We start from the raw sequence: 15365 nt of genomic DNA on the forward strand, positions 1-15365 counted from the left end.
AAGCAAATAATTTGGTTTATAGATTGCAATTTTGACTATCAAATTCTTCAAGTTTACAAGTTATTAAGTCAATCTGTTTTTGAATATTAATTGTATAATGCAGTATTTTAATAACCTTTTCAAGGTATTCAATCTCATCAATACTTAATTTTCTACCTTTTCTATACTTTAGATAACTCCTAAGTACTTGATAAGCACCAATAAAATATTTGTATACTTCATAAGGAGTGTTAATAAATTTACACAATGAATTATAATAAAGTTCTTTTGTACTTTTATTGTAGAAAATTTTTTCTATTATATGATTATTATCTCCAATATGTATTCCGATATTGCTATCAAGTTCTGAATCATTTTTCATCAAATGAACATTAATAAGTTTAATTCCTAACTTGCTAAGTTTTTCAAAGGTTTCAACTGAATCTACAAAAATGATTTTTGGAAAGTCAATTTTTAAGAATTCAATAAACTTAGTTCTATAAATCTTTGAATAAAGTACTGCATAAATATAGCCAAGTATCTCTTTTGCATCAAATTCTTTACTATACTTAAAATTAATAAAGTCTTTAAAAGTAGTTTTAAAGTTTTCTTTTATTATGTCTCCAAGCATCCCTTGATCTTCTTTTATATAAAGTGGAAAAACATAGCTACATCCTGAAAAAAAATTTTTATCCATAATATTGCAAGAAACTAATGCATGATGAAAATCATTTAATGACAAAGTTCTTATTGAAAAAAAACTTATATTATTCTCAATTTCTAAAATATGTCTCATTATTTTATATCTTGGCCTTGCTATAACACCTTTGCTTTCAGTGTAGTAAATAAATCTATTATCAAATGGTCTGTAAGCTATTTTCTTAACATATTTTGCATAGATGTTTGTAGATTTTAAAAATCGCTGGACTATTGGTAATTTCCAATCCGTAGAGTCTGTCTGTAAATCATACTTATATCTTGCTGTCTGTTCATCAAGATAAGCTAGGTCATTGAGTTTGCTTAAAAGTTCTTCTTTTGTAAAATTAATTGCAATTTTATCTTTTTGGGTTTCTATCCCAGCAATATATTCTATAAAAATATCTTCCAAAGAAACTCCTTTGCTATAAACATCCTCAATTTTTAAGTCTTTTTTAATAAATAAATAATTAGGAGGTTTACATTGAAGTTTTTCTGCATCAATGCTAAATATAGTATTTTTATCTAAAAAACTATATTTCTCTTCTCTACTACCCTTTATACTTTTGTAGTAAACATTAGCTAGTTTATTTTGCTTTGATTTTTCTTTATATTTAATAAAAATAGCAATAGCAACTCCAGTTTGAATATCAAATATATTCTCATCGGTGCTACCATCATCTGTTTTTTCTTTTTTCCTTAAGTTGCCATGTAAATTAAAAATATAAATTTCATCAAAAGTTTTAAGTAAATGATATCTCATTCCTCTAAATGTTATGTTATCAAGGTATCCATTATTAGTAATAATTCCAAGGAGTCCTTCATCAGCATTTTCAATTTTGTGTTCTGAAAATCTGATAAACTTCACATAATCATCATTTAATGATACAATATTTTTTTCATTAAGTGGTGTATTGTCCATTGTTTTATAACTTTTAATTAAGTTTAAGATATAATTATTATTATTCTTTGATTCTGCATTGTAAGGAGGATTACCAAGAATTACCAAAATTGGTTTATTTTTAATCTCATTAACGAGTTTATTCTCTTCACTGATTGCAGGAAAAAATGCTTTAAAACTTTCCTGATTTGAGGTTAATGTTACATCAAGAGTATTTGTTAAAAATATTTGTGGTCTTAAGTGTTCATTTCCAAACTTGAAATCACAAACTTTCTTTAAGAATTGACATAATTTTAAATGAGCAACTGCATATGGAGCCATAAGATATTCAAAACCATATATATTTTTAAGTATATGATCATTAATGTAGTCTTTTTGTTTTCCAGTTTGCTTTGGAATTTCTTTTAAAATGCATTTAATGACTTCAAGTAGAAATGTGCCAGTACCAGTAGCAAAGTCTAGTACAGTTACTTCTTCCCTATTTGCAAAACCATTCTCTAGACCAAAATTATATTTTAAAATCTTATTCAAACTACTCACAATAAAATTAACAACAGAATGTGGCGTGTAATACACCCCCTTACTTTTTCTTAAACTTTTGTCATATTTAGCCAAGAAGTCTTCATAAAAGTAGAGATAAGGGTCTTTTACATTATTGTCACTTGATTTTACATTTTGAGTAAATGAAAATTGTTCAAAAATCGTCTTGGAATCAATATTATTAACAATATCAATAAGCTCTTCTAGTATCCATCTTATACTATCATATTCCCTACTGCTTGCAATATTATCAATTAGTTTTAGTATATCTTGTATTAATGCAAAATTATTAGGTATGAATTTTTTAATATTATCAAAGTCAATTCTTGAGTTACTTGTATTATTAAGTTTTGCAAGAAAAAATCCGTATGCAATAGTTTGTGCAATTGAGTCTGCAAACTCACTAACTTTAAGCTCATTGTTATATATATTGCCCTTAATGATACTATAAGTTCCTACTAAGGTATTTTGTTTTTTTAAGTTTAGATATAAATCCAGGTGTTGTTCTACTAAATCCTTTAAAATTTTCGTTCTTCTTGCAAGTAAGCTAGCTAATTTTTCAGCACTTTCAATCTTTTCAACAGGGGTTTTAAAAAATTCGTTTAAAATACTTACAATTTTATTTGATTTGGCATTATCAATTTTTGTATTATTTTTTTCTAAATCAGTTTTAAATACCAAAACTTCTCTTAAGTTAAGATTTCCATTTTTTATCCATATAAACTCAATATAATTTGTTAGTAAAATATTATTTGATAGTTGTTTGTATTTCTCAATTTGAAGACTCTTTAATGTGTCGTCCAAATTTTGTTCAATTTTTTTTACTTCAATATAACCTATTATGTTTCCGTTATTTCTAATAATAAAATCGGGAGCACCCAAGCCTTCCTTGTGGCGTCTGGGCTCGTGTTGAATTTGGATGCTTGGGCTTGGTTTAAGCTTGTCAAGAAGCTTTTCTAAATGTGCTCTATCAGTAAGTTCTGTTTTATCTTCCATTACAGTACTTTTTAAATTATTTATGTATTCTTGAAATATATTTTTATCCATTCATATAACATCTTATTTTATGCTTTTTAGCACTTTAAGGTTTTCATCAAAAGCACAAGCACAAAACAAAGATATCAATGATAAAATCATTGATATAATATTTACTAATTTTTTTGATACATATATGTATATATCAAAAAATATGAATTTCAAAAATTCACCAATAAAAAAATAATAACTAAAAAGTATAAATCATCATTACGTCAGCATTCATTAGATTGATACCTAATTTAAATAAATAAAAATTGTTTGAAAATCATCTCAGTATCAATTATATTGATAATATAAATAATCTCTTCTAGTATTCATATTACATTATTAGATTCACTATTATATGTTTCTACTAAAATATTTTGGTTTTTTAAGCTTAGATATAAATCCAGGTGTTGTTCTACTAAATCCTTCAAGATTCTTGTTCTTTTTGCAAGTATACTAGCTAATTTTTCAACACTTCCAATCTCTGCAGCAGCATTTCTATCCATTTATTAAATATGGATCCTATTTATGTTTTTCAAGATTGTTTTGGATTTTTACCAAATTCTAAACTTTAGACCAGTAATTTGACATATCATCAACATTAAGTACCAATCTTTTCCTATCTCTTATAACCAAACCCCTATCCATTAAGTCCGATAAATATTTCCTTATTCGATAATCAGTCACATTTGCATCTTTAGTAATTTTACTCAAAGGCTTTATAGTACGCTTATCATCTTCTAAATTAGATGCAATAAACCCAAATGATTCATCAACTCTTTTAAACGGTTTTTTTATTCTTTTTTAAACTAGGGATTCGACTACCTTGTATCTTTTTAACCTTACTTCTTGTAAGTAATGGGATAGCGTGTAATAACTTTTGGCCATAAAACTTATGATAAGCATTATGTATTATACAGAATGCCATTGCTAAAAATATATCTAGACAAACAGACAATAATAATAATAATAATAATGAATAAACAAAAATTATATTAAGATAATCATCTCTAGCAATAACAACTGATGTCCCATTTAAAACATTAGCCGCTTTAATGCGATTATTATCTACAGCTGTTGCTTCAATCAAATTACCAAGCTTGAAACGCAAATCTTTCAAAGATTGCAAATACTCATCCCTTTGATTAAATAAATCCTTATTTTCTCTGTTTGCATTTTCAATTTCTCTCATGTAATCTTGCTTCATAGTTTTATATGTATAGTCCAAATTCAAGTGCTTATTCTTGGCAAATTCTATACGATCATTATTATTTTTAATCTTAACATCAATACTAGATATTTCACCTTCAATTATCCGCTCTTTATCATAAAGTAGTCTGCGAAGACCTTCCTCTTTTTCACTTTGACTTTTTTTAACGCTCAAAACAGTATCCCTAATAGTATCTTCAAATATCAAACTAAAGAAACTCTCAAAACTCATCCATGAACTTACAGACTGTGTTACAAGTCCTATTACTAGTAATACAAATATTGCTACTTTCTCTAAGCACGCAAACACTGAAACCTTAAGCATACCTTCAACTGCACGCTTCCTTAGTAAATACAGAAAATACAATAATATTGAAGATGGTACTATTATAATGACTATTGTAAATGGCAGTGTGAAATATAGTTTAGCATTACTACTAACATTATAACTTGAAATCCCTCTATGAGAATGTAACACATTGAAGAAAAATAAAAAGAGAGCAAACATTATCAACCAAATGTTGCGAATAAAAAATTCAAAATTAAGTCTCAGGGAATCTATAACACTAAACTCAACATTACAATTTTTTTGTTCTATTACATTTTTTACTTATCATAAAAGACCCTTCTCTTGATTATATTTCTATGCAACTAACAATTTTACATGCTCTTGACTAATTCACTTTGAAATCAGAAACCTAACACAAATTGTTGTCTCTACGAAATTCCTAAATATTTTCCTAAAGCCACAAATAATTGTGCTACAAAATATGACGCAACAAGTGTAGCAATAATTGTCAAAGATGAAACTAATTGCCCTTTAATCCTAATTAACTCTCAATTAAAGTCAATCGAGAATTAATCTGTCCTAAATCATTATTTTTTAACTCTTTCTAGAATTCTTTGATAACCGATTTATATTTAATGCATCAATCTAAATTAAAAGGAAATATGATAAATATATGACAAGACAAAGTATTTAAGCTTAAGTTTGCTTTTAAGTTTTATTAGTTGTGACTTACTACTTAATGGTGAACTTAAAGATAAATCCGTTAATTTACTCGGCAAAATTTATTCTGTATTAGATACTAGCAAAGAGACTGTTAATCCTTATGATAATGCTAATCAAAATAGTATTCCTAAAAAGTCAAGAAAAAAAGACATACAAAAAAAGATCAGTTACCACAAAGAATAAGTGGCTTTACTAAAAAAAGTACTCTTCAAAGCACAGAAGGGGAAACAAATTTTCCAAATCTTAATAGAATATCCCCTGTTGGCATTAATTACAATGCACACCCAGGCAGTTTTAAAAGCACTTCAAGTAGCAATTATCTTCAAGGCAATAAAATCATCGATTCAAATAGCTTTGACTTCTCTTATGACTCTGCATATAGCCTAAGTGGACAAAACAGTTTTAGTCAAGATTACTATGAGGAAAATGAAGACGATTACAATTACAACAACTATGATCAGGAAGATGATGATGAAGAGGACGATGACAACTACGGAGAATATGAAGACAAAGACGATAAAGAAGAGGCAAGATTAGACAGGGAATACAAATCACGTTCAAGAAAAACCAAAAATAGCGTGAAGAAAGCACTTGAAATAGCTAGACAAATAAGATATGATTGGGGAACAATTGAATTCCTTACAATAAAATTAGACCCTAATTATGAGATAAGACTTACACACAAGGAAAAACAAGAGTATCAAGCAAAATTATCTAAGTTTAATAAAAACAAGTTAACAGAAGATCTCACAAAACTTTTAAATGCAATTGAAGAAAGTATAAATGACGCTATAGCTCTTACTAATATTCCTGAATACCCTGGTAACTTCCAAAGCGATCTAGATTCAAAGACAAAATTAGAAAAACTTAAAGCAGAAGTAAGCTCTTTGCTTGAAAAGGTACAAGTAAGTCATAAAACTAATTATCAAGCATACGAAGAAATAGAATCACCCAAAAGAGTACCTCCACAGACTAAATATGAGTTGAAGAAAGTACTAAGATTACTTGACGGTACTACTAGTGCTAGATAAATTTGTCTTTAACAATTAAGTACTTTAAATTAAAAGTAAAGATAGGCTTATTTATAGACTATCTTTACTTTTATATATACTCATTTAATTATTGTATAAACCTTACATTCCTGAGTTAACAAATCTCTCTTTTTTTAACTCTCAGTATTCAATCTTCATGTATCTTTAAAATCTGTTTATTGCTCAATAATAATAAAAATCTTTAAAAGATTTCAAAAACAACTTAAAACAATAATCCTTACGCTTAAAATGTAATAAAAAAATAAATGCATAATCAAATTTTAAATATAATTATTTTTAGAAATTTATTTAAATAAAATTTAAGAGAGTCCCTGATAAAAGGACTCTTCTTGCAAATACTAATGTTTAAAATATTTAAACCTTTGCCATCCTTATCTTACAAGATTTGCTAAAGAAAATGTAGCCTCTTTAATGAGGTTTTCTATACCCTTCATTACTCCCACTGTTTCAATTATTCTCATAGAAGAAGATTCTAATAAATTTAAAGAACTTTCTGCTTCACTTCGTGCTTTTCTGGATAATTGTCCTGGTAAATTTCCGTTTACTCTTCTAAAGGAGCAACCTACACGTGACTCACTCTCTAATCTCTTGGTAATAGCTTCTTTTAAAGTTTTTTGTGCTTCTTCAAACAAACATTTTGCAGATATTCGCTCATTAAGTCCACTATCAACTTGGGTCATAAGCATATCAAGATTAGACCTCTCCCCATTTAACCTATTTTGCAATTGAGTTAATGCTCGTATCTTTGATCGTTCCTGTATTCTATTCTTTCGAAAACTTACTTCCAGTAAACTAACTTTATCTCGGAGTTTATTAATCGCATTATAAAGGTCTCCTTCTACTTGTCTATATTTATCTTTAAGTTTACGTACATCCTCAATTAATTGATCAAATTTAGAACCACTAAGAACACTTTTTACCTTTTCAATTTCTGCTTCTGCTTCCTTTTCTTCTTTAGTATTTGGAATTAAATCCTCTTCTTTTATCTCTATTTTTTCTTCTTGAATATAATATGGATACCCTTGTTGAGATACTGAAATCCCTACATTAACAGGCGCTACAGGTTCTACTTCAATGTCTTGTTGTATTCTCTCACGCTCTTCGAGACCATTGACAATCTCTCCCTGTTCTTCTTGAATGTCTTGATTTCCTTGTATATAGTGTAAATCTTTATTATTTTTGTTTCCATCTAAAAATTTTTCCCTTGCTTTACCTAGCAAATCATTAAGGGCATTTATATCACATGATAACAAACACAATAATATGAACATACATACTGTTAAAATACTTTTCTTCATATTTGCCTCCTGGGATATTAAATTACTCAATTATTGAGTCTCAATATTGGATTAAAATAATTATTTATAAATATATACCATTTAATTTAAATGGCAAAAATAATTTTATAAAATTGCAATTATTTTAATCTATGCCAATTAAAAGCTATATACAATTATTTTACTAAGTAAATTTATAAATCAAATAAAAAAAGTTAAAAATAAAAACAGAAGCTAAGAGCTTCTGCTACATTTTTGATTTAATTTCTAAAAAATACCGAACACCTGTATAAATCTTTTGTATTAATTTTGAATTCTAAGCTCATTGGCTCTTTTAACCTTTAACAAGAGTAAGCATAATACAATAATTGGTTTTTACTAAATTTTATTAAAAAAAATAATTGATTCAAAGAAAGTTTAAGATGAGGGGTTAATTACCTAACATTAATATTAATGCTAAATTATTCCTACATTAGGCGCAATAAGAATACCAAGCATCCAATTATGTAATCTTGGATTCCATTTTATCAATTCCCATATCTTTTCTAACAAGAAAAATCTCATTGCTAACAGTATCGATTCTTTTATCAAGGTCTTTAAATTTAGTATCTACACAAGAAGGTTCTTTATGGGATATGCACAACCGGTAATTACACAGCAAATGGTTTTAAGTGAGCTTGTTAAAGCTGGGATAAAGATATTGCTATTGATTTGTCTTGCAGATATTATCGTAATGAGCTTACTTATAAAGATATTGAGTATCTTAAAGAAAACTTTGACGTAAAACTAGCAATGTTAGGGCGTAGCTTAAAATTTGAGATTAGAAAGCTTGATAATAAAATAGAGATTGTTGAGAATAATTTAAATGTAAAGACAGATATAATATAATATTATATATATTATAGAAACTTTATCTTCATAAAATGTGCTTTAAGAGAGCGTGTACCCAAAGTTAAGAGTAAACATGCTGCAATAATACTGCATATTTATTTTAAGCGTAAGAAATATCTTAGCAAAACTACCCTGTCCAAATACATTATCTTCAACATAAAGTATATTCAAATTAAGGTTAGTAAGTATGGTTTAATTTTGAATCATATGTTGGATGGTATTCGTAAAGCTTTTCTTAAATTAAGTGATAAAGTCTATCAATTAACTCAAATCGAGTTTAATAAAGTGTTCTGGATAGTTCAGCATCGGATTTAAATTTATAGGTAATGATTTTTAAATGTGTTTACATCATTTGGGGATATAGTTGCCAAGGTATTAGATTTAGTACAGAGACAAAAAAGTCTGATGTTGGGGCTTATTTTAAGACAGTACAAGATACTATACAAGGCACTAAGGACAAGCTTAATAAAATTGTTGCTGACATGAAGAGAGAAGGAAATCCTAATGCAGCTGAAGTCGATAACGCTTGATTTTTAGCTTAACATCAATAACCCTTGTCCCCTTTAGTATCTGTCATAAAGGTGATAGGGTTTTTTATTTTCGAACTTATTATAGCTAAAATAGAGCCACTAAAAGTAGCATTTGTTGTCTTTAAGCTATCTTATTGCAAGTTTTTTAAAATAAAAGGAGAGCTCACTTCCCTTCCTTATACAAGGACAAAAGAAGTGTTTTCCTTAAAATGACTTCATATTTTAGTATCTAGTATTTACTTAACCAATTGCTAATAGTAGCTTTAGAGGTGCTCTGAACAGGACTTATAGACGTATCATTAGCATTAATCTTCATAGCATACTTATCATCCATTTTTTAAGGGCTGTTTGAGTAGCTTGAACGGTATCTTGTTGTCTTGAAGTAAGCTCCAATATCAGACTTTTTAGTATTGGTGTTAAAACCTAATGCACCAGCAACCATATCCCCAAATGATGTGAACACATTTAAAAAATCATTCCCCCAAGTCTATTACTGACTTTAAAATTTACTCTGGGGATCTTCCGCAACCCCACCGCTATTACAGCTTACTAATACCATAAATAAAGTCATTATTATTGGACTTAATTTTTTTCATTTTTTCCATGCCTCCTGGATCTTTTTTTTGACTTTATTTTTTAGATTACTTATCTTCTAGTTAAATACTAATATTATAATAATCACTTAAATTATTTATCACCTTAGTTAAGACTTAACAGGAGCTGTAAGCTCTGCGATTGCAGCTTCTACTGCTGCGTTACAACTCACCTATTGATTTGTTAAGTTTAACAAGTTCAGCACCACCTTTTTTTCCAGCAGGAGTATTTACTTGATCTGTAGATTTTTTTTACATGCTCATCTGTAACCTCTACTTTAGAAATATCAGAATCTGCTTTTATTTTATCCGCAAATTCTTTACATTTGCTCTTAGAATCAGTAATCTTTCCTTTTAGCTCTCCAGAAATTTCAGGCGTGTTTCCTAATTTTTCCAATTTAACTTTTACAGTTAATACCAATTGAAATGCACCTGCAACTAAAGATCCATTATGGGTTCCATCAGTACCTAGGGCATCGGGGTTCTGCTTAATTTTCTTTCCAATAGCTTTAGCCAGCTCACATATTGACTTAACCAGAGTCTCTACTTCTTTAACATCTTTTGAAAACTCAATAGCCTCTTCTATCTTTTTACTTACTTTTGTTTAATCAATTACTATCTCATCAGGCTTAGATACTTCCTCACTTTTAAGCTCTACCCCATTATTACATGATATTAATACCAAAAATAAATCATTATTATTGCACTTAATTTATTCCTTTCCAACACCTATCCCAATTTCCCTCTTGCCCTTACCACACATTTAGCTTACTTTTAAAATAGCTGATTATTTGATTACAATAAAAACATGCTCTTAATATCATACTTACAATTATTTATATTCAATCTTTACTCATATAAATAATTTGATATACAATCAAACACTCCCTAAATAACATCAGAAGCTAAAAGCATTACGCTCCTAGCTTCATATTCTTTTTTGACTTTATTTTTACCAGCTCTTACAGCTTACTTAATTAACTTATCTTACAATAACTTCTTATTTTTCATTACAACAATATAGAAGACATCCTGGATTTATCTCTAAGATTGCCTTCTAATCTTACTTTTAAGTAATTAATCTAACTATCTATCTTATTTCTGACTTGCTGCTTTTGGAGCTCTTGCTTTATCTACTTCTTGCTTTACTTTATCAAGAACATTCTTTACTGTCTTTTTAATTATATCTTCTACTGCTACTAATAATTTATTTACTGCGGCTATTCCTGCTGATTGTGCTGCTTTGTCATCGTTATTAGTATTATGTGCAGCTAGTTTACCATCTTTAACTAAAGAACGTAGGGCTATCCCTCCTGCTACTGCTGATGCTTTAGCAGCGGCTTTCGCTAAATTATTTGCATTACCTCCTTTTGCAAACTTTAGTGCACTTGTATTTGCATCTGCATCTACTGCTCCTAATGCTGCATCATTTTCTTTTGATATAACTATTGACGCTAGTATTTCCTCTCCACTTACTGCTGAGACTATTGTTGTTGCTTTACCTGCATCTCCCACTGCTGGTGCTGCATCTGTAGCCAATATTTTAGCTCCGTGTTCTGGATTAGCTACTCCTATTGATTGTTGAGACAATGTTACCTCACTTTTTTTTGGTTCTTCAACTTGTTGTGTCTTAGCTGTCTCCACTATTCCTTTCAATGAATTATATGCATTCTTTAATTCAGCATCAGCTGCCGCTACTCCTTGTTGATTACTTGTTGCCTCGCCTACTACCTTGCCATCACCTATTCCTTCTAAAGACTCTAAATGGCCTTTTAATGTATTTAAAGTAGTCTTAGCTGTATCAACTGCTGCTCTAATTGCCTTGTTTAATAGACTATCTTTAGATTCTTCTATTTCTGACTTTTTTGCTACTTCTTCTAACTCTGCTGATGCTTCTCCAAGTTTTTTACCTAAAGCAGTAAAATAATCTCCTACATCACTCTTCTTTGTAGTTGATTTAGCAGTAAAACCTAATGTATCTGAAACTAACTCTAAAAATGAATAAAAGGCATTCTCAGCACTTCTACCTACATCCATTAAAACTTCACTTAAACTTCTTCCTCCTGTAGCTGCTGCTGCGCCATCCTTCCCTGCTTCTACTGCCTGTTGTCCACATCCTATCATTAGAACAACTATCATCATCATTATACTTATATTTAACTTATTAATTATTGCACTTATTCTTTTTCTCATTTTTTTACGTGCCTCCTTTTAACTTATGCATTACCTTCATCATCAGAACTATCGCTAGCAAATAGTTCTGATGATTTACAAAAAGGTAAGAGAAAGTGTTTTCCTTACAACGATTTTATATTTTTAGCAGTATTACTTATTAGTTATCAGCAATAATTTTAGGGATATTTTGTTCAGGACTTATAGGAGTATCATCAGCATTAATTTTCATAGCATCTTTAACTGTTTTAAGTCCTGCATCAATTGTTTTTCTTATCGCAATAGTTAATGTATCTAATGCCTTAGTAACTGCACTTACTGCTGCTCCTTTAACTGCAGCAGTAACATCATTATTAGCAGCAGTGCTGTCATTAGCAAATTTACCGCCTTTAGCCATCGCTCTTAACGCTATACCCCCTGCTATAGTTCCATCCTTAGGGACAGCAATAGCAGTACCGGTTGTTTCTTTAGCCAATTTAGCAGCATCACCATTATCTTTAATCATAGCTTGTAATATGTCAGCTCCAGTTACAGCTCCAACAGCTTTTGATGCATCAGCTGCAACTTTTTTTGCATTATTAGCATCACCAGCAGCATTAGCGAATAATTTCCCTGCTTCACCCTCAGCAGCAACAGCAGTTCTTACGGTAAGACCATCGGCTTTTTTATCGGTACCAGCATCATGTTTACCTTCATCTTTAAGTACTACATCTACAATTGACTTAATTCCTTTTACTAGTTTATCAACATCAGTCCCAACAGCACCAGCAGCTGCACCAGCACCACCAGCAGCAACATTACCAATTGGATCACTAGAATTACCAATAGCATCACTTGAGGTCTTTGCTCCTTCTATTATCTTATCAAATGTTTCAGTAACTAGTTTGTTAACAGCGATCCCTGTTTCAGCTGCATTAGAATTTCCTTCTCTCTTCATGTCAGCAACAATTTTATTAAGCTTGTCCTTAGCACCTTTATAGTATCTTGTACTGTCTTAAAGCAAGTTGACAAAGCCAACTGAACAGCAATGATTGACTTTTTACAGAATAAAAAATTAATAATCAAAATTTTAAGGAAAGGAATCAAATAAAAGCAATATTACACATAATATATAGCATGCTCTTATATGCTTCTCATACTTCGTGAATATCATTGGATTCATTTTACTTATTAAATCACTTGTATTTGCTATTTATATTCACTGCTTCGATTTTTATTTATACTACTTGTATTTTACATTTCATTTCTTGTTATATAATTTGCATTATGAATTTTTAACACTCCTTAGAAATAAATATTTACAAAGATCTTATAACAAGAAATGTCTTTGTTGGAAGATCTTTGTTGTATCATTTTTAGTAACTTTTATATAAAGAATTTTAGATGGCATAATAAAAGATAAGTTTCAAACTCCAAAATAAAAAATCAACTCTTCATTAGATACTCTTTAAAAAAAGCATCTAATGAAGAGTTGAAATCTCCAATGGCGAAAACTTACTAGGATGTGCAACAATAAACACATACTAACACGTATCAATATATACCAAATTTAAAATAAAATCAACCATTTTTAATAGTTATAAGAACTATGTAACTACTCAATAAGTTTACCCTTTAAACTGATTTAAAAACTCTTTAAGCAAATCTTTTCTATTTGTAAAAGGCTCATCCAACAAAAAACCTGTAAATTTTGCATTTTTCTTATAAAAGTAATAACTTTCTTGTATTTTAAGTTGAAAACGCAATGGTTTAATCGGATTCTGTTTTGACTTCTTAACAATACTATTATCTTCTAACTTTCTAATGGTATTTTCAATTCCATTACTAGCTACAAAATCATAATCAATAACACCTTGTTCTATACCTGCTGCTATTTTTATATATTTATATGCTTGGGATTTCGCAATCTTAAAATCAGATAAAAAGCTATAAAAATTCTTATATCCATCAAAAATATATAACTTTCTTTCATTTATTAAACTGAGTATTTTTGCTGTTTCTATTTTATTATAAATATCGTCTACCGTTAAAGATTTTAGTTTGTCCTTTAATCTTAAATATTCATCTTTACGATTGTCTTCTGGTAATTTTATTTCCAAATCACTCCCTTTTATATTAACCCTTCTTCCTACTATCATTTTATTTTTATCTTTCATTTGCACTCCTTTTGTCTATAACTGGACATTTCGTTTTTGTTTTTGTTTTTTCTTTAAGAGATTATTTAAAGATTTCTTATATTCTTGATAATAGTCATTATTTAAAGAAAATTCCTTTCTATAAAATACTGTCTTTTTTATGTCATCTCTTTTAGGAATAATGCCTATCAAGTTCTCTCTATAGCGAGTTTCTAACTCTGATATTATTTCTTTATCAATACTCTGTCTTTCTAAAGCACCCGTTACCAAAAAATTAGGCAAGAGGTCTTCGCTATAAACTTTTTTTGTAGCATCTATTATCAAATCTATGCTTTCAACTGCCCATAAATCAGAATTAATGGGAATGACTAGATAATCAGCAACAATTAAGGCATTATTTAAAAGATGTCCTAAGCTAGGATTTGTATCGATTATTATATAGTCATATTTGGATTTAACTGCTAACAATCTTTTTTCTAATAGATTATCCTGCAAAGGAATACTTTCGGAATTAAAAGAAGACAATTCTAATGAACTGGGAATTACATCTATACAATTACTTACATTAAAGATACAATTTTCTATGTATTTCCTTTGTTTGAAAATTTCATATAGGTTATATCTTTCGATATCTATGTTTTGTTCTTGCAATTTGAATAAAAAATAACTGGTAATACTGGCTTGGGGATCACCATCAATTAGCAAAACTTTGTAACTTTCATGTGATAATATATTGCTAAAGAACAGGACACTTGTACTTTTTCCAACACCGCCTTTAATCGATGCTATAGTTATTATTTCTGTTTTTTTTCTATCCATCTTGTTATAATCCCTCCATCTGGTAATTTTTTATTGTAAAATTCATATATTTCTTTTTCTAATTTCATCATTATTTCGATTAATTTTTTGCAATATTTAGTTTCTAGCTTTTCTTTTTTAAGCAAATAATAGATTCCTTGGATATAACAAAAAACACTTCCTTTCTTAAATCTAAACTCAATATAATAAGCCTTTGAAAAACCATATGTCTTAATTGCTCCATTTTCTTCATATTGTGTTATGATATTCTTAATTGGCTTCCTATATCCATAATAAATACCTAAAAATTTGTTATTATCTATTAAAGAAAATAAGTTAAACTGATATTTCTTTTTTCTAGACCAGCTTCTTAAGATAATAAAAAATTTGTTATTATCATTTTTATCGATCCCAAATGTATAAAAATCTATCATAATTTTTGTGTGGTACAGTGTCTTATTATTTTTTTTCTCTATTTGAATAAAGAAACTACTCTTTTTTTTGGGCAACTTAATTTCTGACTCCCTTTCTTTTAATCGTTTCAATGAGTTTTCCAT

The 15365-nt window shown here is 28.8% G+C and carries 13 protein-coding genes and 4 pseudogenes; 4 read left to right on the forward strand and 13 right to left on the reverse strand.

Going from position 1 to position 15365, the window contains the following annotated elements; translation table 11 throughout:
• Positions 1 to 16: 16 nt before the first annotated feature.
• The 4 genes from bhYOR_RS06765 to bhYOR_RS06780 form a co-directional block, all read right to left on the reverse strand.
• A complete protein-coding gene (locus bhYOR_RS06765; RefSeq protein ID WP_025434329.1) occupies positions 17 to 3163 on the reverse strand; it encodes a type ISP restriction/modification enzyme in 3147 nt (1048 codons plus the stop codon).
• Between the two features lie 305 nt (positions 3164 to 3468).
• Entirely contained in the window at positions 3469 to 3645 is a 177-nt protein-coding gene (locus tag bhYOR_RS06770; RefSeq protein WP_155265625.1) for a hypothetical protein, read from the reverse strand.
• 58 nt (positions 3646 to 3703) lie between these two features.
• A complete protein-coding gene (locus bhYOR_RS06775; protein ID WP_155265608.1) occupies positions 3704 to 3853 on the reverse strand; it encodes a hypothetical protein in 150 nt (49 codons plus the stop codon).
• A 67-nt stretch (positions 3854 to 3920) separates the two neighbouring features.
• Positions 3921 to 4826, reverse strand: a complete 906-nt coding sequence (locus bhYOR_RS06780) for a hypothetical protein (protein WP_247088541.1) — start codon at positions 4824 to 4826, stop codon at positions 3921 to 3923.
• Between the two features lie 513 nt (positions 4827 to 5339).
• Here bhYOR_RS06780 and bhYOR_RS06785 point away from each other — a divergent pair.
• Both bhYOR_RS06785 and bhYOR_RS06790 read left to right on the forward strand, forming a co-directional pair.
• Positions 5340 to 5543 (forward strand): hypothetical protein, encoded by a 204-nt coding sequence (locus bhYOR_RS06785; RefSeq protein ID WP_025400426.1) that lies wholly within the window; start codon positions 5340 to 5342, stop codon positions 5541 to 5543.
• Positions 5544 to 5938: 395 nt separating this feature from the next.
• Positions 5939 to 6391 (forward strand): hypothetical protein, encoded by a 453-nt coding sequence (locus bhYOR_RS06790; RefSeq protein ID WP_025434299.1) that lies wholly within the window; start codon positions 5939 to 5941, stop codon positions 6389 to 6391.
• A 392-nt stretch (positions 6392 to 6783) separates the two neighbouring features.
• Here the strand turns inward: bhYOR_RS06790 and bhYOR_RS06795 are convergent, their stop codons facing one another.
• Both bhYOR_RS06795 and bhYOR_RS06800 read right to left on the reverse strand, forming a co-directional pair.
• Positions 6784 to 7710, reverse strand: coding sequence for a P12 family lipoprotein (locus bhYOR_RS06795; RefSeq protein ID WP_025434298.1), 927 nt, complete (start codon positions 7708 to 7710; stop codon positions 6784 to 6786).
• A gap of 481 nt (positions 7711 to 8191) precedes the next feature.
• Positions 8192 to 8332: a hypothetical protein gene (locus bhYOR_RS06800; RefSeq protein ID WP_247088543.1), complete on the reverse strand. Its 141-nt coding sequence runs from the start codon at positions 8330 to 8332 to the stop codon at positions 8192 to 8194.
• On the opposite strand from bhYOR_RS06800, the pseudogene bdr reads away from it, so the two are divergent.
• Positions 8318 to 8568 (forward strand): annotated as a pseudogene (bdr, locus tag bhYOR_RS06805) (Bdr family repetitive protein); the annotation flags it as partial. The gene bhYOR_RS06800 and the pseudogene bdr sit on opposite strands and share 15 nt — an antisense overlap.
• Positions 8569 to 8910: 342 nt before the next feature.
• Positions 8911 to 9107, forward strand: a pseudogene (locus tag bhYOR_RS06810) (variable large family protein); the annotation flags it as partial.
• Positions 9108 to 9489: 382 nt separating this feature from the next.
• On the opposite strand, the pseudogene bhYOR_RS06815 reads toward bhYOR_RS06810, so the two are convergent.
• The 7 genes and pseudogenes from bhYOR_RS06815 to bhYOR_RS06845 form a co-directional block, all read right to left on the reverse strand.
• A pseudogene (locus bhYOR_RS06815) lies at positions 9490 to 9681 on the reverse strand (variable large family protein); the annotation flags it as partial.
• Between the two features lie 221 nt (positions 9682 to 9902).
• A complete protein-coding gene (locus tag bhYOR_RS06820; protein ID WP_155265619.1) occupies positions 9903 to 10289 on the reverse strand; it encodes a Vsp/OspC family lipoprotein in 387 nt (128 codons plus the stop codon).
• Positions 10290 to 10798: 509 nt separating this feature from the next.
• On the reverse strand, positions 10799 to 11896 hold the full coding sequence (locus bhYOR_RS06825; protein WP_025434295.1) for a variable large family protein: 1098 nt from the start codon (positions 11894 to 11896) through the stop codon (positions 10799 to 10801).
• A gap of 139 nt (positions 11897 to 12035) precedes the next feature.
• A pseudogene (locus tag bhYOR_RS06830) lies at positions 12036 to 12874 on the reverse strand (variable large family protein); the annotation flags it as partial.
• 608 nt (positions 12875 to 13482) lie between these two features.
• A complete protein-coding gene (locus bhYOR_RS06835; protein WP_025434294.1) occupies positions 13483 to 14031 on the reverse strand; it encodes a chromosome replication/partitioning protein in 549 nt (182 codons plus the stop codon).
• A gap of 15 nt (positions 14032 to 14046) precedes the next feature.
• On the reverse strand, positions 14047 to 14829 hold the full coding sequence (locus tag bhYOR_RS06840; protein WP_025434293.1) for a ParA family protein: 783 nt from the start codon (positions 14827 to 14829) through the stop codon (positions 14047 to 14049).
• Positions 14805 to 15365, reverse strand: a complete 561-nt coding sequence (locus bhYOR_RS06845; protein WP_025400212.1) for a DUF226 domain-containing protein — start codon at positions 15363 to 15365, stop codon at positions 14805 to 14807. Before bhYOR_RS06845 ends, bhYOR_RS06840 begins: the two co-directional genes overlap by 25 nt.

It is taken from the genome of Borrelia nietonii YOR, from assembly GCF_023035795.1.
GTDB lineage: Bacteria > Spirochaetota > Spirochaetia > Borreliales > Borreliaceae > Borrelia > Borrelia hermsii.